The sequence below is a fragment of the Acinetobacter sp. RRD8 genome, from assembly GCF_031844225.1.
Classification (GTDB): domain Bacteria; phylum Pseudomonadota; class Gammaproteobacteria; order Pseudomonadales; family Moraxellaceae; genus Acinetobacter.
In genome coordinates this window covers 229,735-252,371 of the sequence record NZ_JAUZUU010000001.1, presented here as the reverse complement: position 1 = coordinate 252,371, position 22,637 = coordinate 229,735, and the positions used below count along the sequence as shown (strand labels likewise).

18 protein-coding genes are annotated in these 22,637 nt (G+C 45.7%); 8 read left to right on the top strand and 10 right to left on the bottom strand.

Features of this window, described 5'->3' with window-relative positions; translation table 11 throughout:
* Positions 1–37 precede the first annotated feature (37 nt).
* Complete coding sequence (locus Q9R24_RS01250) at positions 38–460, bottom strand: OsmC family protein (protein ID WP_311203544.1); 423 nt, start codon at positions 458–460, stop codon at positions 38–40.
* 147 nt (positions 461–607) lie between these two features.
* On the opposite strand from Q9R24_RS01250, the gene crp reads away from it, so the two are divergent.
* The 4 genes from crp (at position 608) to clpB (ending at position 5,878) form a co-directional block, all read left to right on the top strand.
* On the top strand, positions 608–1,315 hold the full coding sequence (crp, locus tag Q9R24_RS01245; RefSeq protein ID WP_004280141.1) for a cAMP-activated global transcriptional regulator CRP: 708 nt from the start codon (positions 608–610) through the stop codon (positions 1,313–1,315).
* A gap of 173 nt (positions 1,316–1,488) precedes the next feature.
* Positions 1,489–2,538: an NADP(H)-dependent aldo-keto reductase gene (locus Q9R24_RS01240; RefSeq protein ID WP_191112402.1), complete on the top strand. Its 1,050-nt coding sequence runs from the start codon at positions 1,489–1,491 to the stop codon at positions 2,536–2,538.
* A gap of 143 nt (positions 2,539–2,681) precedes the next feature.
* Positions 2,682–3,047, top strand: coding sequence for an antitoxin Xre/MbcA/ParS toxin-binding domain-containing protein (locus Q9R24_RS01235; RefSeq protein WP_004646580.1), 366 nt, complete (start codon positions 2,682–2,684; stop codon positions 3,045–3,047).
* Between the two features lie 251 nt (positions 3,048–3,298).
* Positions 3,299–5,878 carry an ATP-dependent chaperone ClpB gene (gene clpB, locus Q9R24_RS01230; RefSeq protein WP_004646581.1) on the top strand — a complete coding sequence of 860 codons (2,580 nt, stop codon included), beginning with the start codon at positions 3,299–3,301 and terminating at the stop codon, positions 5,876–5,878.
* Between the two features lie 185 nt (positions 5,879–6,063).
* Here the strand turns inward: clpB and rlmKL are convergent, their stop codons facing one another.
* The gene (gene rlmKL / locus Q9R24_RS01225) at positions 6,064–8,268 is read right to left on the bottom strand and encodes a bifunctional 23S rRNA (guanine(2069)-N(7))-methyltransferase RlmK/23S rRNA (guanine(2445)-N(2))-methyltransferase RlmL (RefSeq protein ID WP_311203543.1); all 2,205 of its coding nucleotides are present in this window, start codon (positions 8,266–8,268) and stop codon (positions 6,064–6,066) included.
* Between the two features lie 232 nt (positions 8,269–8,500).
* Here rlmKL and Q9R24_RS01220 point away from each other — a divergent pair, with 232 nt between their 5' ends.
* The 4 genes from Q9R24_RS01220 to Q9R24_RS01205 all read left to right on the top strand — a co-directional run bounded on the left by Q9R24_RS01220 (position 8,501) and on the right by Q9R24_RS01205 (position 13,005).
* Positions 8,501–8,845 carry a hypothetical protein gene (locus tag Q9R24_RS01220; protein ID WP_004280135.1) on the top strand — a complete coding sequence of 115 codons (345 nt, stop codon included), beginning with the start codon at positions 8,501–8,503 and terminating at the stop codon, positions 8,843–8,845.
* Between the two features lie 224 nt (positions 8,846–9,069).
* Positions 9,070–10,086, top strand: a complete 1,017-nt coding sequence (locus tag Q9R24_RS01215; protein ID WP_311203542.1) for an aspartate carbamoyltransferase catalytic subunit — start codon at positions 9,070–9,072, stop codon at positions 10,084–10,086.
* A 10-nt stretch (positions 10,087–10,096) separates the two neighbouring features.
* Positions 10,097–11,332, top strand: a complete 1,236-nt coding sequence (locus Q9R24_RS01210) for a dihydroorotase (RefSeq protein WP_311203541.1) — start codon at positions 10,097–10,099, stop codon at positions 11,330–11,332.
* Positions 11,333–11,514: 182 nt separating this feature from the next.
* Entirely contained in the window at positions 11,515–13,005 is a 1,491-nt protein-coding gene (locus Q9R24_RS01205; RefSeq protein ID WP_311203540.1) for an OmpA family protein, read from the top strand.
* 54 nt (positions 13,006–13,059) lie between these two features.
* Here Q9R24_RS01205 and Q9R24_RS01200 read toward each other — a convergent pair whose 3' ends face one another.
* From Q9R24_RS01200 to Q9R24_RS01165, 8 genes are all read right to left on the bottom strand, one after another.
* Positions 13,060–14,472, bottom strand: coding sequence for a TIGR00366 family protein (locus tag Q9R24_RS01200; protein WP_311203539.1), 1,413 nt, complete (start codon positions 14,470–14,472; stop codon positions 13,060–13,062).
* Between the two features lie 96 nt (positions 14,473–14,568).
* Positions 14,569–15,207 carry a CoA transferase subunit B gene (locus tag Q9R24_RS01195; RefSeq protein WP_005262069.1) on the bottom strand — a complete coding sequence of 213 codons (639 nt, stop codon included), beginning with the start codon at positions 15,205–15,207 and terminating at the stop codon, positions 14,569–14,571.
* A 2-nt stretch (positions 15,208–15,209) separates the two neighbouring features.
* Entirely contained in the window at positions 15,210–15,914 is a 705-nt protein-coding gene (locus Q9R24_RS01190) for a CoA transferase subunit A (RefSeq protein WP_168386802.1), read from the bottom strand.
* 93 nt (positions 15,915–16,007) lie between these two features.
* Positions 16,008–16,910, bottom strand: a complete 903-nt coding sequence (locus tag Q9R24_RS01185) for a hydroxymethylglutaryl-CoA lyase (RefSeq protein ID WP_311203538.1) — start codon at positions 16,908–16,910, stop codon at positions 16,008–16,010.
* Positions 16,907–18,901, bottom strand: a complete 1,995-nt coding sequence (locus Q9R24_RS01180) for an acetyl/propionyl/methylcrotonyl-CoA carboxylase subunit alpha (protein WP_311203537.1) — start codon at positions 18,899–18,901, stop codon at positions 16,907–16,909. Before Q9R24_RS01180 ends, Q9R24_RS01185 begins: the two co-directional genes overlap by 4 nt.
* A 19-nt stretch (positions 18,902–18,920) precedes the next feature.
* Positions 18,921–19,715 carry an enoyl-CoA hydratase/isomerase family protein gene (locus Q9R24_RS01175; RefSeq protein WP_311203536.1) on the bottom strand — a complete coding sequence of 265 codons (795 nt, stop codon included), beginning with the start codon at positions 19,713–19,715 and terminating at the stop codon, positions 18,921–18,923.
* A 12-nt stretch (positions 19,716–19,727) separates the two neighbouring features.
* Positions 19,728–21,329, bottom strand: coding sequence for a carboxyl transferase domain-containing protein (locus Q9R24_RS01170; RefSeq protein WP_311203535.1), 1,602 nt, complete (start codon positions 21,327–21,329; stop codon positions 19,728–19,730).
* Between the two features lie 35 nt (positions 21,330–21,364).
* Positions 21,365–22,537: an isovaleryl-CoA dehydrogenase gene (locus Q9R24_RS01165; RefSeq protein WP_004646592.1), complete on the bottom strand. Its 1,173-nt coding sequence runs from the start codon at positions 22,535–22,537 to the stop codon at positions 21,365–21,367.
* Between the last annotated feature and the right edge of the window lie 100 nt (positions 22,538–22,637).

Below are 22,637 nucleotides of genomic sequence, written 5' to 3'. Positions count from 1 at the left end.
GCAGCTTTTCCAGCCGCTTTTTTACAGAATCTAGATTTTATTCTGCTTCGATTATTTCATAATCATGGGTGATTTCAACACCGCCATCAGACAGCATTTTGCTGGCAGAGCAATATTTTTCAGCAGAAAGTTCTACGGCTTTTGCGACCTGTTTCTCTTTAATCGCTTTGCCGGTCACTACAAAATGCAAGTGAATTTTCGTGAATACTGCCGGAATTGTATCTGCACGTTCAGCCTTTAATTCGCAGCGTACATCGGTAATATCCTGACGAGCCTTCTTTAAAATGGTAACAATATCAAAAGACGCACAGCCGCCCAGACCAGTTAAAAGTAGCTCCATTGGACGAGGACCACGGTTTTCACCACCGTATTCAGCTGAACCATCCATGATAATAGTATGACCACTTTGAGTTTTTGCTTTAAAAGCAACATTCTCTACCCAATGAACGCTTGTTTGCATTGAAACTACCTAAAAAAAGCTATAAATTTGTCAAGTAACTGTACACTAACATAAATTGGGTTGATACGGAATTTCAATCCCACTGTGTGACAAGTTCACATTAGGTCTTGTGCGATCTATAAATTATCCATAATCGGAACTGTTAGCATGACTTCAAACTTTTCACAATTAAGCACTGATGCGCTTTCTCCGGGGCAATTACCAGAATCCGTGAAAGCACTGTTAAAACGTGCATATATTAATCGTTATCCAAAACGTACCACGATCATTGATGCAGGATCAGAATCTAAATCTTTATATTTAATTCTGAAGGGGTCTGTATCTATCATTCTTCGTGAAGATGATGATCGTGAAATTGTCGTGGCTTATTTAAATGCGGGTGACTTCTTTGGGGAAATGGGTCTATTCGAGGTTAATCCACAACGTACTGCGGAAGTTCGTACGCGTGATGTGTGTGAAATTGCCGAAATTACCTATGAAAACTTTCACGAAATCAGCAAGCAATATCCTGATCTGAGCTATGCGGTATTTGCTCAATTAGTACGTCGTTTGAAAAATACCACACGTAAAGTTACTGATCTGGCATTTATTGATGTTTCAGGCCGGATTGCACGTTGTCTGATCGACCTGTCTTCACAGCCAGAAGCGATGATTTTGCCGAATGGCCGTCAGATTCGTATTACCCGTCAGGAAATTGGTCGCATTGTTGGCTGTTCCCGCGAAATGGTCGGACGTGTACTAAAAACCCTGGAAGAGCAGGGCATGATCGAAACCGATGGTAAAGCCATCCTGATCTTTGATGCTTCATTAGAAGAAGCATCTGAAGCAGTGGCAGATGGTGCCATAGACGAATAATCCAGATATTAAAAAGCAAATCTTCGGATTTGCTTTTTTTATGCGTCATTACTCAATACATAAAAATTTAGAACAAGCTTCTCAGAAAAGATGATTTAAGTCTCCCTTATAATTCTGATAGGTTATAGCCCACTTAATCTCAATTCACTGAATAAAATTCACAGGATGTTTTTATGCAATTCAGACCGTTGGCGGATACCGGCATTCTTTTGCCAGAAATTTGTTTGGGCACCATGACCTTTGGTGAGCAGAACACGCAAGAACAGGCTTTTCAGCAACTGGATTATGCCTTAGATCAGGGACTGTATTTCTGGGATACTGCGGAAATGTACCCGGTACCGCCAAAACCTGAAACGCAGGGCGCCACCGAGCGCATGATTGGAAACTGGATCGCTGCCCGTGGTGGCCGTGACAAACTTTTTTTAGCCTCAAAAATTGCCGGACCATCGCAAGGTGGTAGTCATATCCGGGATGGTAAAACCCGTTTTGTTGCCGATGAAATTTCAGCAGCAATAGACCAGTCATTGTCACGCCTGCAAACGGATTATATCGACCTGTATCAGTTACACTGGCCACAACGCCCCACCAATTTCTTTGGCATGTTGGGTTATGGCAATGCTGAAGCGGCAGAAGACCGTGCCGTAACGGATCTGGAAGAAACCCTGACTGCCTTGCAGGATGAAATTAAAAAAGGCCGTATCCGTTATATTGGTCTTTCCAATGAAACCCCGTGGGGCACGATGAAATTTCTGCACCTCGCAGAGAAATTAGGTTTGTCCAAATTTGTCAGTGTACAAAACCCATATAACCTGCTGAACCGTACTTATGAAATCGGCATGTCAGAAATTGCCCATTATGAAGGTGTGGGCTTGTTGGCGTATTCACCTTTGGCATTTGGTTATCTGACCGGTAAATTCCGGCATGGTGCACGTCCTGCCAATGCGCGTGTAACACTGTTCTCCCGCTTTAGCCGTTATAGCAATCCGCAAAGTGAATGGGCAACCGAGCAATATGCCCAGCTGGCAGAACAGCATGGCTTAAGTCTTACCCAATTGGCTTTGGCCTTTATCAAGCAGCAGTTCTTTGTGACCAGTACCATTATCGGTGCGACCAATCTGGATCAGCTCAAAGAAAATATTCAGGCTTTTGAAGTCGACCTGTCTGAAGAAGTACTGAAAGGTATTGAAGATATTCACCGTCAACAGCCGAATCCGGCACCATAATCATGGTGTTGTTATTTTAAAGCACCCTCCAAGCGAGGGTGTTTTAATTTTATGAGAAATTAAATTTGATGATAAACAACATGGCCGGAAAACAATAAAAGCAGCATAATCGAAATAAGACGCATCAAGATGATTTGATAAAAATGAATAGTGAAACAGGTATTTCTAAATCCCAAGTATTAGCTATAGCAGTATTCAACTTAGCTGAGCAGTTGCAACTGAAAGAATTCGAACTTGCATTGATTCTGGGTTTATCTGAGGCGGAATTATCTCTGGTTATAAATGAAAAAGAATTAGAACCAGATACTACAGCAGGCGAAAAAGCTATAGCTTTAGTAAATATCTATCAAAAGTTATTTAGCTTGCATGGTGGAGACTTGAGCTGGATGCGCCATTTTATCAATTCACCTAACAAGCTTTTGAATCATCAAACGCCAAGATCCTTGATGCAAACAGAACATGGTTTGAGTGAAGTATTGCGATTACTAGGAAGGTTGCAACCGTACTAAAAATATCTCTCTATTCTCTACTAAGCTGAAAAATAGCAGAGTAAATTAAATAAAATATGAATTGTTTATCTTCACCTTAAAAATTCTTCTAACCTCACTTGAAATATGATTTGATTACACCAATATTATTATTAAAAACTGTCTAAATGTTTATATTAAGTTTTTGAAAAATATATAAAAATGATTTGAAATTTTATCAAGTGCACCCATATATCCATCAAGTAGAACATTTGTTGTGAGGAATAACAAGAATGCGTTTTGAAAAATTTACCAATCGCCTGCAGCAGATCCTTTCAGATGCACAAGTCTTCGCTATGAGCAAAGACCATACCGCAATTGAACCGATTCATCTTCTCCATGCAGTTTTAAAAGAAGCTTCTTATGCAAGCTTATTACAGCAAGCAGGTGCAAATTTAGTTGAGCTGCAAACGAAGCTACAACAAGCCCTCAATGATGCGGCAAAATTATCAAATCCGTCAGCGGACATTAATGTAAATCCTGAAGCTTATAAAGTACTGACATTAACGGAGAGTTATGCACAAAAAGCCGGAGATGAATTCGTTAGTGTTGATTGGTTGATTTTAGCACTGGCTGAAACAGGATCTACGCAAAAAATACTCAGTAGTGTCGGCGTAAAAGCAGATCTACTGAAACAGCTGATTAATCAAATCCGAGGCGATGAAAAAGTCATGAGCAACAATTATGAAGATCAGCGTGATTCACTGAATAAGTACACCATTGATTTAACTGAACGTGCGTTGGCAGGCAAGCTTGATCCTGTGATTGGCCGTGATGATGAAATCCGTCGTACTATTCAGGTCTTGTCACGCCGTACCAAAAATAACCCGGTACTTATCGGTGAGCCAGGGGTCGGTAAAACGGCGATTGTCGAAGGTCTGGCGCAGCGGATTATTAATGGTGAAGTGCCTGAAGGACTCAAAGGGAAGCGTGTTTTATCTCTAGATCTAGGTTCTTTGCTGGCTGGCGCCAAATACCGTGGTGAGTTTGAAGAGCGCTTAAAAGCGGTTCTGAAAGATATTGCCAAACACGAAGGTGAAATCATCCTGTTTATCGACGAGTTGCATACGCTGGTGGGTGCCGGTAAAGGTGATGGCGCGATGGATGCCGGTAACATGCTGAAACCTGCGTTGGCCCGTGGCGAGCTGCGCTGTGTCGGTGCGACCACACTGGATGAATATCGTCAGTATATTGAAAAAGATGCAGCGCTGGAACGTCGTTTCCAGAAAGTACTGGTCGATGAGCCAAGCGTGGAAGATACCATTGCGATTCTGCGTGGTCTGAAAGATCGCTATGCCACCCATCACGGGGTACAGATTCTGGATTCCGCGATTATTGCGGCGGCGAAAATGTCACATCGTTATATCACCGACCGTCAGTTGCCGGATAAAGCTATTGACCTGATTGATGAAGCAGCATCGCGCATCAAAATGGAACTCGATTCTAAACCAGAAGCACTGGATAAACTGGAACGCCGTCTGATTCAGTTAAAAATGCAGCTGGAAGCGGTGAAAAAAGATGAAGACTCAGGTGCCAAAGCTGAGATTCAATACTTGTCCGATCAGATCGCCACAGTTGAAAAAGAGTATCATGACCTGGAAGAAGTCTGGCGTGCAGATAAAGCGCTGGTCGAAGGCAATAAAGACGTACAGATCAAACTGGATCAGGCACGTACAGCACTTGAAAAAGCGCAACGTGAAGGTGATCTGGGCGAGGCCGCGCGTTTGCAATATGGCGTGATACCAGAGTTGCAAAAGCAGCTTGAACTGGCTGAAAAAGCCGATGAAAGCGCAACGCCAAAATTGCTGCGTAACAAAGTCACCGACAATGAAATTGCTGAAGTAGTGAGTGCTGCGACCGGTATTCCGGTTGCGAAAATGCTGCAAGGCGAGCGTGACAAATTGCTACATATGGAAGAATTCCTGCATAACCGTGTAGTAGGGCAAGATGAAGCCGTGGTGGCGGTATCCAATGCAGTACGCCGTTCACGTGCCGGTCTGTCAGATCCGAACCGTCCAAGTGGGTCATTCCTGTTCCTGGGGCCAACGGGTGTCGGTAAAACAGAATTGACCAAAGCCTTGGCGAATTTCCTGTTTGACAGCGACGATGCCATGGTGCGTATCGATATGTCAGAATTTATGGAAAAACATTCGGTCAGCCGTTTGGTTGGTGCGCCTCCGGGCTATGTCGGTTATGAAGAAGGTGGGGTGCTTACTGAAGCCGTACGTCGTAAACCGTATAGTGTGATCTTGTTTGATGAAGTCGAAAAAGCGCATCCGGACGTATTTAACATCTTGCTACAGGTACTGGATGATGGCCGTTTAACTGACTCGCAAGGCCGGGTAGTGGACTTTAAAAACTCTGTGATCGTCATGACTTCGAACCTGGGTTCGCAGGATGTACGTGAATTGGGCGGTAATGCCACAAAAGAAGAAGTCCGTACGGTGGTGATGAATGCGGTATCGGAACATTTCCGTCCAGAATTTATTAACCGTATTGATGAACTGGTAGTGTTCCATGCGCTGGAAAAAGACCAGATTCGCGGTATTGCCGATATCCAGTTGAACCGTTTACGTCAACGTCTGGCAGAACGTGATATGCGCTTGTCGGTAGATGACAGTGCTTTCGATCAGTTAATCGATGCTGGCTTTGATCCACTGTATGGTGCGCGCCCCCTGAAACGTGCAATCCAGCAGCGTATTGAAAATGGTCTGGCGCAGAAAATCCTGGGCGGAGAGTTCCAGCCGGGCGATACCATTCTGGTGAAAGCTGAAGCAGGTGAGTTAATCTTTGAAAAAATGAAACTTAACTAAACCACTTCTCCTTGCAACAAAAAACCCAGCCTAGGCTGGGTTTTTTTTAATCTTATTGTTAACTTCGAGCATTGCAACACTTTTGTATTCTTGTTGCGGCGAGCTTTAAAGCATGGCTTAAAACTCAGCTCAGGGAAAATAAAGAAGATATCAATCGTGATAAAGACAGTTAATTCATCATCAAATTACACTTGCGGATGACGGATTTTCCAGGCACGGTGAATCTTTTGATTCCGCTTGAAGTCAGGTCCAATGGTTTCCTGGGTAATTTCTTCAACATCAAAGAAGGCCAGAATTTCTTCATCCATCTCAAAACCACGATAGTTATTTGAGAAATACAAGGTACCATCAGTGGTTAAGCGGTTCATCGCACGTTTTAACAGGGACAAATGGTCGCGCTGTACGTCAAAGGTCCCGTAGAATTTCTTCGAGTTTGAGAAGGTTGGTGGGTCGATAAAGATCAGCTCATATTGCTCATGACCTTCTTTTAGCCATTCGAAACAGTCAGAGGCAAAGAACTGATGCTGTTCATCCGCATGATCCACGGTTAAGCCGTTCAGAACAAAATTTTCTTTAGACCAGTTCAAATAAGTATTCGACAGATCGACGCTGGTTGTACTTGCAGCACCACCCAAAGCAGCATGTAAACTTGCCGTTGAGGTATAGCTGTACAGGTTCAGGAAGTGTTTGCCTTTTGCTTCACGTGCAATACGTAAACGCATTTGACGGTGATCCAGGAACAGACCGGTATCCAGATAATCGGTCAGGTTGACCAGAATCTTGGCTTGACCTTCCTGAACGATAAAACGCTTGGATGCTGTACTTTGTTTGGTGTACTGGTTTTTACCTTCCTGACGTGCACGGGTCTTGATAAAGATCGCATCACGGCCCAAACCGGTCACGGCACGAATGGCCTGTAAGGCCAGGTTGAAACGTTTTTTGGCTTTTTCCGGATCAATAGTTTTAGGTGGCGCATATTCTTGTACATGCAAACGCTCGCCATACAGATCTACTGCGACGTTAAAATCAGGTAAATCTGCATCATAGAGACGTAAACAATGGATCTGTTCCTTGACTGCCCATTTTTTTAAAGCTTGCATATTTTTGGTCAGACGGTTGGCAAACTCCATCGCACCTTCAATCGGTTCAAACTGCTGAGGCTGCCAGCTTTCTAGGAATGGACGTACCACTGCGGCCGGTTTAACCGTACCGAAGCGGATATAGATCGGCAATTTACCATTCATCAAACGCAGGATTTGCGGATCATTGAACGCCAGCACATCGGCCTGTTCCACTTGGGAGGCAATCACAGCCGCTTTTTGATTCGGGAAATTCTTTTGCAATAAAGCCGATAAACCCAGGTATAAAGAACGGTTTTGCGCTTTATCGCCGAGACGTTCGCCATATGGCGGGTTGGTCACGAAGAATACTTTCTTGCCTTCTGCATGGAAATCAGGCCAGTCATTTAAAGTCCGTTCTTCGATCATGATATTGTCGAGAGCAGCTTCAAAACCCGCCGCGATAATATTTTGTCTGGTGGCTTTAACCGCTTCCCAGTCCGCATCGAAGGCATAGAATTGTGGTAATTGATTTTTCATTGCCGCTTGATGACGTTCAGCAGCTTCGGCCTTGATGCTCATCCACAGTTCATGGTCATGGCCATTCCAGCCATTAAAACCGAAACGACGGACCAGACCCGGTGCACGGTCGGTCAAAATCATTAGGGATTCAATAATAAAGGTACCTGAACCACACATTGGATCGACAATGATGTCCGGATTTAACGCTTTTAAACCACCTTTTTGCAGAATCGCAGCGGCCAGGTTTTCCTTGATTGGGGCGTCAGTCATAAAGCGGCGATAACCGCGTTTATGCAAAGAGTCGCCAGACAGGTCCAGGCAGTAAGTATGTTCTTTCTTGCCTGCCAGAATATACATGGTAATTTCAGGCTGTTTGGTATCAATGCTTGGACGTTTGCCTACGGCTTCCATAAAGGAATCTACGACACCATCTTTGGCACGTAAAGTCGCAAACTGGGTATTGACCTTGATATCACGTTCGACATGCAAACGAATCGCAAAGGTACTTTGTGGTGCAAAAATCAGCGACCAGTCAAAGCTGAGAGCCCCTTCATAGAGTTCTTCTGCCACATCACGGGCATCATGAGAAAATTCAATTTCATGCGTGTGGATCGGCATCAAGACACGTGAAGCCAGACGTGACCACATGCAGATACGATAAGCATTTTCCAGTGTACCTTTAAAGGTTAAACGGCCTGGAAAACGCTCAATATTCTGAACACCTAAGCCTTGTATTTCTTCTTCTAATAAGGTTTCCAGACCATCGGCACAGGTGACCCAATAATTGCTTAAACGTGGAGAGGTATTCATATAATAGAGAGACCAAAAAAGATAAATAAAAAACTGCGCTAAGTTTACCGTATTTTTATATTGAAAGCTTTTGAAATTCTCTGAAAGGCCGTGGCATGTGATAGAGAAAAATAATATTCACACTATAAATTGAGGAACTGGTATGCATTTTGCTCTATACATGGCAAATCAGGCGGTCAGTCGATGGGGAGCGATGGCTGCCTGATTTTTCAATTTTATAATGGGGGTTAAGATGTTAGAGAATCAGTTACGCAACCATGACGCTTTTTCAGTGGCCACTTTAATCTATGCGCGTTTACGACGTGTTTCAGGTCGGGTGATTGATGCAATTTATCTGGCAGAGAACCTGGATTATGCCCGGCATGTGATTCAACTGGCAGAGCAGACCCAAGACCCAGATTTGAATCATCTGATCCAGCGCCTGAAAATGGTACTGGAGATTTCGGAAACAGCACAAGATTCACCAACAGAATCTGCACACCCAAGCCAGCAGGAAGGGCTGATCTCGGTCGAACCGGATGAAGACGATATCTATCGTGCACAGGTGTCACATCGTTATATTGGTGCACTGCGTTAAACCTGAGATGGGTGTGAATGCTCCAGACTGAAGCGCCCGTTGGTTTTGTACTTAAAATCAGCAAGATGCAAATCGGGTTAAATTATGTTATTGAAAAAATACAAAGGAATCTGATTTTTTATTTTTATTGTTCAGATGCTTTTTGTACAAGTAGCAGCATGGCCAACTATAAAAATTCGCCAATCTCTGTATAATATGTTGACTTAACGCATAAGGAATCTCTCATGCACTTGGCGGCATTGCATACACCGAGCCAGATTCAACTCAATAAAGAAGGTAATCTAAAACACTTCTTGACCATCGAAGGTCTTTCTAAAGAAACCCTGACAAAAATATTGGACACTGCACAGTCCTTTTTTAATGACCAAAATCAGCTGATCACCAATAATTTGCTCGAAGGCAAAACGGTGATGAACCTGTTCTTCGAAAATTCAACCCGTACCCGCACCACCTTTGAAGCCGCTGCCAAGCGCCTTTCTGCCAACGTTCTCAATATCGATATTGCCCGTTCGAGTACTTCCAAAGGTGAAACCCTGCGTGACACCTTATGGAATCTGGAAGCCATGGCGGCCGATATTTTCGTGGTGCGTCATTCATCTTCAGGGGCAGCGCATTTTATTGCCAAGGATGTCTGTCCAACAGTGGCAATTATTAATGCCGGTGATGGCCGTCATGCGCATCCGACTCAAGCGATGCTGGACATGCTGACCATTCGCCGCGAAACCAATAAAAAATTCGAAGAAATGTCGATTGCCATTATTGGCGATATCAAGCATTCACGTGTCGCGCGTTCAGATGTGGCTGCCTTGCAAACTTTAGGTTGCCAGGATATCCGGGTGATTGCACCGAATACCTTGCTGCCATTGGGTTTTGAAGAATATGGCGATGGTGTTCGTCTATTTAACAATATGGAAGACGGCATCAAAGACTGCGACGTGATCATTACCTTACGTATTCAAAACGAGCGTATTGATTCTCCGGCACTGGCCTCGCAAGCAGAGTTCTACAAAATGTATGGCTTGAATAAAGAACGTCTTGCCATGGCCAAACCGGATTGTATCGTGATGCATCCGGGACCAATGAACCGTGGGGTTGAAATCGACTCAAGTATTGCGGATGGTTCGCAATCTGTGATTTTGAAGCAGGTGACCAATGGTATTGCCGTGCGTATGGCGGTGTTGGCTTTATCGATGCAAGGCCAGTTACAAGAACAAGGTTTGATTGAAGCGATTGCGGGTTAAGGAATAAGTCATGACTATTGTAAAAATTGAAAATGTCCGTGTTCTTGATCCGATCCAAAACACTAATTCTATCCAGACCGTGTATCTGGAAAATGGAAAATTCGTTGCAGAAACAGCAGACGTCTCTGAAACGATTGATGGTCAAGGCAAATGGTTAATGCCAACCATGGTCGATTTGTGTGCGCGTTTACGTGAACCGGGTCAACAGCAACACGGTACGCTTAAGTCTGAAGGAAAAGCGGCACGTGAAAATGGCATTTTGCACGTATTTACGCCACCCGATTCAAAGCCAATCGTACAAGATAATGGTGCATTGATTCACGGCCTGGTTGAAAAAGCCATGCTGGATGGTGGTATCTATCTTCAAGTGATTGGTGCACAAACCCAAGGCTTAAATGGTCAACAACCGGCAAATATGGCAGGCTTGAAAAAGGGCGGTTGTACTGCCGTTTCCAATGCCAGTGCGCCGTTTGCCAATGATGACGTGGTACTGCGTACCCTTGAATATGCTGCAGGTTTAGACCTGACAGTGGTGTTCTATGCCGAAGAACCACAAATCGCCAAAGACGGCTGTGTGCATGAAGGCTTTATTGCATCACGTCAGGGTTTGCCGATGATTCCGGCACTGGCTGAAACTGTGGCAATCGCCAAATATCTATTGATGATTGAATCAACCAAAGTACGAGCACACTTTGGTCTGTTGTCTTGCGGTGCTTCGGTGGAACTTATTCGTATTGCCAAGGAAAAAGACTTACCGGTGACCTGTGATGTGGCCATGCATCAGTTACATCTGACCGATCATTTGATTGATGGATTTAACTCTCTTGCACATGTACGTCCGCCACTCCGTTCTGAACAGGACAAAGAATTACTGCGTCAGGGTGTAAAATCAGGTGTGATTGATGCGATTTGTACTCATCATGAACCGCTGAGCAGCTCTGCGAAAATGGCGCCGTTTGCTGAAACGCAGCCAGGATTCACTGCTTTTGATACTTATGTGCCTTTTGGTTTGCAATTGATTCGTGAGGGGTTGTTGACTCCACTGGAATGGGTGGAAAAAGTGACCTTGGCTCCGGCACGTGTTGCACAAATGGCAGATCGATGGATAAATGAATCAGGCTGGGTGCTGCTAGATCCGGAACTGGAATGGACCCTGAATAAAGAAAGCATCGTGTCACAAGGTAAAAATACCCCGTTAATTAATCAAAAAGTGCTGGGTAAAGTGGTTCAAACTTTTGCTGCTTAAGTGATCCCAATTTTATAAAAGTCAGCTTCGGCTGGCTTTTTTTATTTTTTAAATTTTGTGTTGGTAAAATGAGTACTCAACAAAAATAGTGAAACTTTATGATATTCATACAATTATTTACATTTTCAAAAAATGGGGATCGTTACACTGATTAAATATTAAACATTAGAAAAATCAAAAGAATGGTGACGATTATGAATATAGACTTTATAGAACGCCTAAAAAGCGATGTTACGGCGATTGTGCTTCAAGGTGAAACCGAGCACTTATTTGCCAAAGATCAAGCTTTGGCTCAATTCTATCCCATATTTTTAAGTATATTGCGTTCACGTCCCGCCTGGATCGAGAATCTTGGTCAGCAACTTAATCCAAAAATTCATGAATTATTCAATGCAAACCCGGCACTCAAGCAGCAATTTCTCGATCAAGTGGATCAGAGCACGCCGCAAGATGAAATAGAGCATACCTTGAACCGGTCAATTGTACCGACCATGAATTTTTTACAGACTGAAGCAGGTGCTTCGAGTCCGGAAGCGATTAGCCATTTGCTGGAAACCCACGCCGATTCGATTCAGCGCGCATTACCCCTTTGGGCTGGCCCTATTCTGGCAGCGCTTGGAGTTTCACCTTTGGCAGGGCAGAATTTAAATCAGGAACCTGTATTGGCGGAGCAGACCATCATTGTTCAGGAAGAAAGAAAAACCGGCTTTTTATGGCCGTTTATTATTTTTCTGATCCTGGCGGGTTTGATCCTGTTTTTGGTTCGTAGCTGCATGCAGGATGATGTTGAAGATTCAAATACCCAAGCGACCAGTGAAGTTGCTGCAGCTCAGCCTGCATCCTTGCGATTAAGTACAGGCAGTAATGGCGAAATTGTCAGTTGTCAATTACAGCTGAATAATCCGCAGTATATGGAAATTTTGCAAAACGAGATCAAACAGATCTTTAATTATAATATTGGTTGTGGGGCGCTGAGCAGTGAGGTTTATCATTCAGAATTTATTGATCAGGATACTATTCCGACTGTGTTGAGAACAATGCAGGGAATGCCAAATGTGTCACTTGACTGGATTGGCAATCAGGTTTCAGTGCGTGCAGCAACCAATGCAGAGGCCGAGCGTCTGGCAGCACAAATTCGTAGTCTGGCCAAAAATGTCACAGTGGTGACCCAGCAGCCGCTCAATAGAAGTGACGTGATTAATACCGCCAATAGTGAGGCAGAACAAGCCTTGGCCAGTATCAAGACCGATAATGTTAAAGCGCTGGATGTGGCGACTGCACTGAATTTACAGATCATTAATTTTGATACGGCATCGACTGAAGTTCCCGAGGTCAATAAATTGGTGCTGGATCAGGCTGCTGCATTATTGCAACGAGCACCGCATGTCATTCTGAAGGTTACAGGACATGCCGATGCTCAGGGTAGTGAAGCAGAAAATAAGGTGCTGTCTGTGCAACGAGCTCAAGCGATTACCAGTTATCTCGTTGGAAAAGGGGTCAATCCTGCACAGTTACAGGCAGTTGGCATGGGAGAGGATCAGCCGGTTGAACCCAATGCGACACCTGCTGGACAGTTTCAGAACCGTCGCGTGACCTTTGAGGTCGTGAATACTGAAACGGGAATTGTGCGTGAAGTAGATGATGAAGGTGTGGTTGAGAAGACAGGAAATTAAGAGAGCGGCGTATATAAAAAAGGACGAATTTTCGTCCTTTTTTATTGTCTTGAATTAAGAAAATACCGGCGGGCTATAGGTCAGGGTTCTTCCCAGGAACCAGAGCAGGAACAGTACCAAAGGCAGATGGAAAATCAGCTGGGTCACCGTAAATCCAATCACATCTTTGGCTTTTAATTTCAGGATACCCAACATCGGCAGCATAAAGAAAGGATTAATCAAATTCGGTAAGGCTTCGGCAGCATTATAAATCTGTACCGACCAGCCCAGATGCACTTTCAGGTCATGGGCTGCCTGCATCACATAGGGTGCTTCGATAATCCATTTCCCACCGCCAGAAGGAATAAAGAAACCCAGAATCGCCGAGTATAAGCCCATCACAATGGCAAAGGTTTCCTGCGAGGCAATCGAAACAAAGAACTCGGCAATGTAATGTGACAATGACAGATCGGCCGGGTTTAGCGCATTGGTCATCATAAAGGCAATACTGCCATACAGCGGAAACTGGATCAGTACCCCAGAAATGGCGGGTACGGCTTTGGATACCGCATTCAGGAAATTTCGCGGTGTACCGTGTAAGGCCACGCCCAAAATCAGGAAGATAAAGTTATAGGTATTTAAGCTGGAAATGGCCAGAATCGGATTGCTTTTGGAAAATTCGTTAAACATCCAGACTGCGCCCAGAATCACAATCAGAATGCTTAAAATGGGTGAATTTTCCAGCCAATCCCCCGGTCTTTTTTCGGCAGATACTTCCGGTTTTTCTTCTTCAATCTGAATCGGGAAGTGCTCAATGGTTTTAATGTCAGACCCTTTAGGTGCTGACCAGTAAGCAATCGCAATTGAAGCTACAATCAGTACCGCCGTCATGATCATGGATTGCGGCAGGAAAATGGTTTCGGTAAATGGAATCACGCCCGTCAGATTATAAATCGGTTCAGGCAGACTGCTTTTATTGGCCTGTAACTGTGCAGCTGAAGAACTGATGCCCAGTGCCCAGGTCGCACCCATCCCGATAATCGCTGCAGCCGCAGCAGCGCGGTAATCTATGTTAAGCTCTTTACGCTGTGCCAGTGCAATCACTAGGAGTGCAGTCAGTACAGTACTCATGGCCCAATTAATCAGAGAAATTAACAGGCTGACCGTGGCGACCAGGACAATCGCACCACGACCGGAATGTGGCAGGCGCGCCATTTTCTGGATCAGAAGCTGGACAGGCTTAGATACGGAAACCACATAACCGACCACGATCAGCATGCACATCTGCAAGGTAAAGGGAATCAGGCTCCAGAAGCCGTCTCCAAAGGAAATCGCGACATCCTGTGCGGGTGCACCAATTCCGATGGCGGCAATCGCCACAATGATGACGCCAAGCAGGGCAAAAATATAAGAATCCGGAAACCATTTTTCAGACCAGTCGCTGACGCGCAAGGCGAAGCGCTGCAAAATATTTTGTTGAGTTTGCATGATTAAAATCCATTTATTCTGCGATTATTATTTTGAAATGAAACAGCTATATATAAAAAAGCCCTTAAGATGCTTCATTCTTAAGGGCTGGCTGGATCAGGCAGCGTTACGTAGTAGCGCTACCCCCGTGACTTTTTGAATCTCTTCAAAACTTACCTCTGGTGCCAGTTCAACCAGTCGAATTCCATCAGGAGTAACATCCAGTACACCGAGATCGGTAATAATCCGGTTCACCACAGCCTGGCCGGTAAGGGGCAGGCTACATTGCGGTACAATTTTCGGTGTACCATCTTTGGCGCAGTGTTCCATCAAGACCACGACCTTTTGTACACCCGCGACCAGATCCATGGCACCGCCCATGCCTTTGACCTTTTTGCCTGGAATCATCCAGTTGGCCAGATCACCAGTTTCGGACACTTCCATAGCACCCAGAATGGCAATATTGACATGACCGCCACGGATCATGGCAAAGGAGTCGGCACTTGAGAAAAATGAAGCACCTTTACGCGCGGTAACCGTCTGTTTACCGGCATTGATCAGGTCGGCATCCACTGTCTCCTCGGTTGGAAATTCGCCAATCCCCAGCAGGCCATTTTCCGACTGCAGCCAGACATTGATATTTTCCGGAATATAGTTCGCGACTAGCGTCGGCAGGCCAATCCCTAGATTGACGTAGAAACCATCTTCAAGCTCTTGTGCCGCGCGCTGCGCCATTTCATTACGTGTCCAAGCCATGATCAAGCCTCCGCCTTTAAAGTCATCTGTTCAATACGTTTTTCCGGTTGAGCATTCAGGACTATCCGGTTCACATAAATGCCCGGAAGATGGATTTCATCCGGATCCAGCGCACCAATCTCGACAATTTCTTCGACTTCAGCAATGGTGACTTTGCCGGCCATGGCACAGACCGGATTAAAGTTCTGGGCGGTTTTACGGAAAATCAGGTTGCCGGCTTTATCGGCCTTATAGGCTTTAACCAGAGCAACATCAGCTGTTAAAGATTCTTCCAGGATATATTTCTTGCCCTTAAATTCACGTTCATCCTTACCTTCAGCAATCACGGTTCCGACACCCGTCGCCGTATAAAAAGCCGGAATACCGGCACCGCCAGCACGTAATTTTTCTGCCAAAGTCCCTTGTGGAGTAAGTTCAACTTCCAGTTCGCCATTTAAATATTGACGTTCGAATTCCTTATTTTCACCGACATAAGAGGAAATCATTTTTTTAATCTGTTTGGTTTCCAGCAGCAGTCCGAGACCGAAGCCGTCTACGCCGGCATTGTTGGAAATACAGGTGAGTTGCTTAGCACCTGTTTCTTTTAAAGCTGCGATCAAAGCTTCCGGAATACCACATAGGCCAAAACCACCAACGGCCAGGGTATGACCATCTTGCACCACATCCTTTAAGGCGGATTGAGCGCTGTCATAAACCTTGTTTGACATCTTGTCACCTCTATTATTGTTGTAGCAGACTTCAATCTGCTGCTTATATCCTTATGGTTTGCTTAAGAGCATTTTGCTCAAGCAAGTTTATTTTCAAGCACAGGCTTTTTGCCAATAGGCATTGGCATAATTGGATGGATTGTTGCGCTGCAAGACTTCACTGATATTACGGCTGGCCTGCATCAGGGCGTCTAGCTGAATACCGGTTTGAAAGCCCATATTCGAGAGCAGGTAATACAGGTCTTCAGTTGAAACATTGCCTGAAGCGCCTTTGGCATAAGGGCAGCCACCTAAGCCGGCAATGGAGGAATCAAAGACCCGAATGCCTTGAAGTAAAGACTGGTAAATATTGGCGATTGCCATGCCGTAGGTATTATGGAAATGACCGGCCAGCACTTTGGCATCAAGTTCAGCCAAACAAGCTTCCCAGACGTATTTAACCCGGTCTGGGGTGGCCGTGCCAATGGTTTCACCCAACGACACTTCATAGCAGCCCATCTCCAGCAAACGCTGCGTGACTTTCACCACCTGCTTGGGATCAATGGCACCTTCATAAGGACAGTCCACCATGCAGGAAACATAGCCACGTACCTTAATATCATTGGCTTTGGCTGCTGCCATGACATCGGCAAACTTCTCGAAGCTTTCATCAATCGAGCAGTTGATGTTTTTGCGGGTAAAGCTTTCAGAAGCTGCAGTAAATACCGCCACTTCCTTGCAACCCACAGCCAGTGCCGATTCAAAACCTTTCATGTTTGGGGTCAGCAGACTGAACTGAATATTCGGATCTTGGGGTAGGCTGGCAAAGAGCACATCACTGTCTGCCATTTGCGGTACCCATTTGGCTGAAACGCAGGAGCCGACTTCGATGGACTGTAGACCGGTTTTCATCAGGTCCAGAATCAGGTTTTTCCGGTCATCCAATGTCAAAGGTGTTTTTTCATTTTGCAGGCCATCGCGTGGCCCGACTTCTACGATTTTGACAAAATTCGTCATGCCACTTCCTCCGCCAGCGGCTGGAACTCGACCAGTTCATCACCGGCTTTAACCTGATCACCCTTCTGGAAATATGAGCTTGCGATGATGCCGTCATGCGGTGCGCGAATCGAGTATTCGATCTTCATGGCTTCCAGCGTCATCAGCACATCATCTTTTTTGACTTTGTCATTGGCTGCCACGAGCACCTGGGTAATGACGCCTGGCATTGGCGCGATCAGGTTATTTTCCGTGCCTTGTTCATCCTGATTATTAAAATCAGACTTCAAGTAATTAAACTTATAGCTTTGACCATTCTGGAACAGGGTAATGCCTTGCTCACTCTGGCTAAAAGCCAGTTTTTGCTGTTTACCCGCCAGTTGCAAGGCTAAAGTATGGGCATCGACGAGTTGACCCTGAATCTGAATTTGCTGACCGTTATAGCTGGCAACAAAACCTTGATCCTGAGTGCGGAACTGAATTTTCAGGTTGATGCCATTGCGTTGTAATTGCACTGTATGACTATTCTGTTGGTTTAAGCGCCAGAATGCTTGCTGCTGCCATACTGGGTTGCTTGGAACGGGATTCTGTGCCTGATGTGACAGAAGTTCAATCAGTGCGGCACTAACTATCAGTTCGACACTGATATCCGCAGAAGGTTTGAGCAGAAATTCTTCTTCACGCTGAATCAGGCCAGTATCTAAATGTGCATTTTTAAACGAGTCACACAGCACCAGGCGATCTAGAAAAGCAATATTGTTACCCAGACCATCGACATGGAACTGACCCAGCGCATGGTGCATCTGGGTTAGGGCTGCTTCACGATTTTTACCCCAGACAATCAGTTTGGCAATCATCGGATCATAATAAGTGCTGATCTCGTCGCCTTCGACAATACCGCTATCGACACGTACACAGTCACTTTGCTCCGGATAATGCAGGTAGCTGATCTGACCAATCGCAGGAATAAAGCCTTTTTCCGGTTCTTCGGCATAAACACGGGCTTCAAGTGCATGTCCATGAATCTGCAATTCATGCTGCTGCTTCGGTAAAGGTTCACCAAAAGCCACGCGCAGTTGCCATTCCACCAGATCCTGTCCGGTAATCATTTCCGTCACTGGATGTTCAACCTGAAGACGGGTATTCATTTCCATGAAGTAAGCTGTGCCGTCTTGCTCCACGATAAACTCGACTGTACCGGCACCGACATAATTTACTGCACGCGCAGCATCGATTGCCGCCTGACGCATCGCCTCCAGTTTGTCTTCCGGCATTTGCGGTGCAGGCGCTTCTTCCAGCACTTTCTGGTGACGGCGCTGTACCGAGCAATCACGTTCGAACAGATGTACATAATTGCCGTGGGTATCACCAAACACCTGCACTTCAATATGACGTGGTTGAATCACATAGCGTTCAATCAGTACATCTTCATTACCAAAGCTGGAGCGTGCTTCACTTTTACATGAGGCCAGTGAACTCAGGAAGTCTTCACTGCGTTCCACCAGACGCATGCCTTTACCGCCACCGCCGGCACTGGCCTTGATCAGTACTGGATAGCCAATATTGTCTGCCTGCTGTTTCAGGAAGTCGGCATCCTGATTGGTACCATGATAGCCGGGGGTTAAAGGCACACCGGCTTTTTCCATCAATGCTTTAGAGGTGGCCTTTAGACCCATTGCCAGAATGGCTGCTACCGGTGGACCAATAAAAGTGATGTTATTGGCTTGGCATGCTTCGGCAAACTGGTCATTTTCAGACAGGAAGCCATAACCCGGGTGAATCGCTTGAGCACCGGTCGTTTTTGCTGCCTGAATAATGCGATCAATTTGCAAATAACTTTGTGCTGCTGGCGATTCACCAATATAGATCGCTTCATCGGCCAGTTTCACATGTTGTGCCTGCGCATCAGCATCGGAATAGACGGCAACGGTGGCAATTCCTAGCTTTTTTGCTGTACGAATGACACGGCAGGCAATTTCACCACGGTTGGCAATTAAAATCTTCTCAAACATTGTAGGATCCTTCTCGTTGTTATGCCGTGGTCTTGATCCAAGCCGGGCTTTGTTTGTTCAAAAATGCATTCAGTCCATTTTTCGCCTCATCTCCCTGGCGAATATGGGCAATATGCTGTGCGGTTTTAAGCAGTAAATCTTCGGTCAATACCTGTTGGTCAACCAGTTGAATCAACTGTTTGGATGCGCTCTGTGCAGCAGGTCCACCAAGTAAAAGTGCTTCCACAATTTCATCAATTTTGCTGTCGAGCTGTTCCGGTGTGGTGACTTCATGTGCCAGTCCAATGCTTTTGGCCTGTTCAGCAGAAATGCGCTCTGCGGTCAGGAAATAACGCGATGCCTGACGTGCACCAATCGCACGAATTACATACGGGCTGATGGTCGAAGGTGCCAAGCCTAAACGTACTTCCGACGTCGCAAACTTGGCATCTGTACTGGCGATGCAAATATCACAGGCCGAAGCCAAACCCATGCCGCCGCCAAAAGCAATACCATGTACCCGGGCAATGGTCGGCTGTTTCAAGGTTGCCAGACTTTGCAGCATTTTTGCCAGTTTGAGCGCATCCGCTTCGTTATCTGCTTGAGAAGCCTGACCGGCCTGTTTCATCCAGTTCAGGTCAGCACCGGCCGAGAAGCTTTTGCCACGACCCGCCAGAATCACCACGCGCACATCATCACGGCTATTTAAAGACTGGAAGCAGGCATGCAATTCTTCAATGACTTGAGTATTAAAGGCATTGTGCAGTTCGGCACGATTAATCCAGACTGTCGCGACCTGATTCTGCTGTTCGAGCTGTAAAAATTGATAATCCATTTTTGATACCTCTTACATACGGAACACGCCGAATTTGGTTGGCTGGATAGGTGCATTTAGGGCTGCAGCCAGACTCAAGGCTAGTACTTCACGCGATTGCGCTGGATCAATCACACCGTCATCCCATAACCGCGAAGACGCATAATAAGGATGGCCTTGACGTTCGTACTGGTCACGAATCGGCTGTTTAAACTGGTCTTCTTCTTCTACTGACCAGCTACCACCTTTCTGTTCAATCTGGTCACGTTTTAAGGTTGACAAAACGCTGGAGGCCTGTTCACCGCCCATCACTGAAATACGCGAGTTTGGCCAGGTCCACATAAAGCGTGGCGAATAAGCACGACCACACATACCATAGTTGCCGGCACCAAAAGAACCGCCAATCACTAGAGTCAACTTAGGTACATTGGCATTAGCGACGGCCATCACCAGCTTGGCACCATTTTTGGCAATGCCTTCATTTTCATACTGGCGACCGACCATAAAGCCGGTAATGTTTTGCAGAAAAATCAGTGGAATATTGCGCTGGGTACACAGTTCAATAAAATGTGCGCCTTTTTGGGCAGACTCGGAAAATAGAATGCCATTATTGGCAATTATCCCGACCGGCATGCCATAGAGCTTGGCAAAACCGGTCACCAGGGTAGTGCCGAAACGTGCCTTGAACTCGTCAAAACGTGAACCGTCGACAATACGGGCTATCACTTCACGGATATCAAAAGGCTTACGCGCGTCACTCGGCACAATGCCGTACAGTTCCGAACTGTCAAATAGCGGCGCTTCGATTTCATCTGCGGTCTTGTTTGGCTTTTTGTTCAGGTTGGCCACGATGTTGCGGGCAATCGCAAGTGCATGTTCATCGTTTTCAGCCAGATGATCAGCCACGCCAGACAAACGGGTATGCACATCACCACCACCGAGATCCTCACTAGACACCACTTCACCAGTAGCTGCCTTAACCAGAGGAGGGCCGCCGAGGAAGATCGTGCCCTGATTGCGGACAATAATGGTTTCATCCGACATGGCGGGAACATAAGCACCGCCTGCAGTACAGCTACCCATCACCACTGCAATCTGGGCGATACCTTGGCTCGACATACGTGCCTGATTGTAGAAAATACGGCCGAAGTGATCGCGGTCTGGAAATACTTCATCCTGTAAAGGCAAATATGCACCGCCTGAATCCACCAGATAAATACAAGTCAGATGGTTCTGTTCGGCAATTTCCTGGGCACGTAAATGCTTTTTCACTGTTAATGGATAATAAGTACCGCCTTTCACCGTAGCATCATTGGCGATGATCATGCAGGTCACACCGTTGACCTGACCAACACCAGCGACCACACCTGCGGCAGGCACATCATCCTGATAAACCTGATAGGCAGCCAGCTGACCAATTTCCAGAAAAGCGGTTCCTGGATCAATCAGGTGATTAATCCGTTCACGTGGTAACAGCTTGCCGCGATCTAAATGTTTTTGGCGGGCAGTTTCGCCGCCACCGAGGGCAATCTTTTCAACTTTCTGTTTCAGGTCATCCACCAGTTGCAGCATGGCAGTCTGGTTGGTTTTAAACTCTTCACTACGTATATTGATTTTGCTCGATAACTGATTCATGACGAACATCCTTGTTTTATTCTAAGTGTTAAGATTTAGGCTGTTTCGTTGAAAAGTTCACGGCCAATCAGCATGCGGCGGATTTCTGAAGTACCGGCGCCAATTTCATACAGTTTGGCATCACGCCATAAACGGCCGGCAGCAAATTCGTTGATATAACCGTTACCACCTAAAGTCTGAATGGTTTCTCCTGCCATCCAGGTCGCTTTTTCAGCAGCATATAAAATGGCACTGGCAGCATCTTTACGCAGGCTACGGCTATGCTCAGCTTTGTCACATTCAGCACCGACCGCATAAACCAGTGCCTTACAGGCTAGCCAGGTCGAATACATGTCGGCAATTTTGCCTTGCATTAACTGGAATTCGCCCAGCGCCTGACCAAACTGTTTACGGTCATGAATATATGGAATCACGGTATCCATACAGGCATCCATAATCCCCAGTGGGCCAGCGCTCAATACAGCACGTTCATAGTCCAGACCACTCATCAAGACCTTGGTGCCATTACCGACGCCGCCCATGACGTTTTCTTTCGGAACTTCAACATTGTCAAAAAACAGCGGATAAGTGTTTGAACCACGCATGCCGAGTTTGTCCAAATGGGTGCCGTGGCTAAAACCTGGCATATTTTTCTCAACCAGAAAGGCGGTCATGCCTTTGGCACCGGCTTGCAAATCGGTTTTTGCATAGACCACCAGGACATCGGCATCGCCACCATTGGTGATCCACATTTTTGAACCATTCAACAGGTAGTGATCGCCTTTGTCTTCTGCTTTCAGTTTCATGCTCACCACATCCGAGCCTGCATTCGGTTCAGACATTGCCAAGGCACCGACATATTCACCTGAAATCAGTTTAGGCAGATAACGCTGTTTCTGTTCTTCAGTACCATTTCGCTTAATTTGGTTTACACATAGGTTAGAATGTGCGCCATAGGACAGCCCAATGGATGCAGAAGCACGGGAAATTTCCTGCATGGCAATGATGTGCGCCAGATAACCAAAATTTGAACCGCCATATTCCTCACTGACTGTCAGCCCGAGCAGGCCCATCTCGCCAAATTTTTTCCAAAGGTGAGCAGGGAACTCGTTGTCACGGTCAACCTGTTGAGCAATCGGGGTAATTTCTTTGGCGCAAAATGCGGCCACTGAATCACGAAGCGCTATTAGAGTTTCATCCAAACCGAAATCCAAGCTTTGTAAATTCATTCTTCATCCATCCTGAGGTTATATTTGTTGTGTCCAAAAAAGCATTGTTGTTGTGCTTGTGGTTTTAACATACAACGAAAAAATAAAAAAGTGAATATAT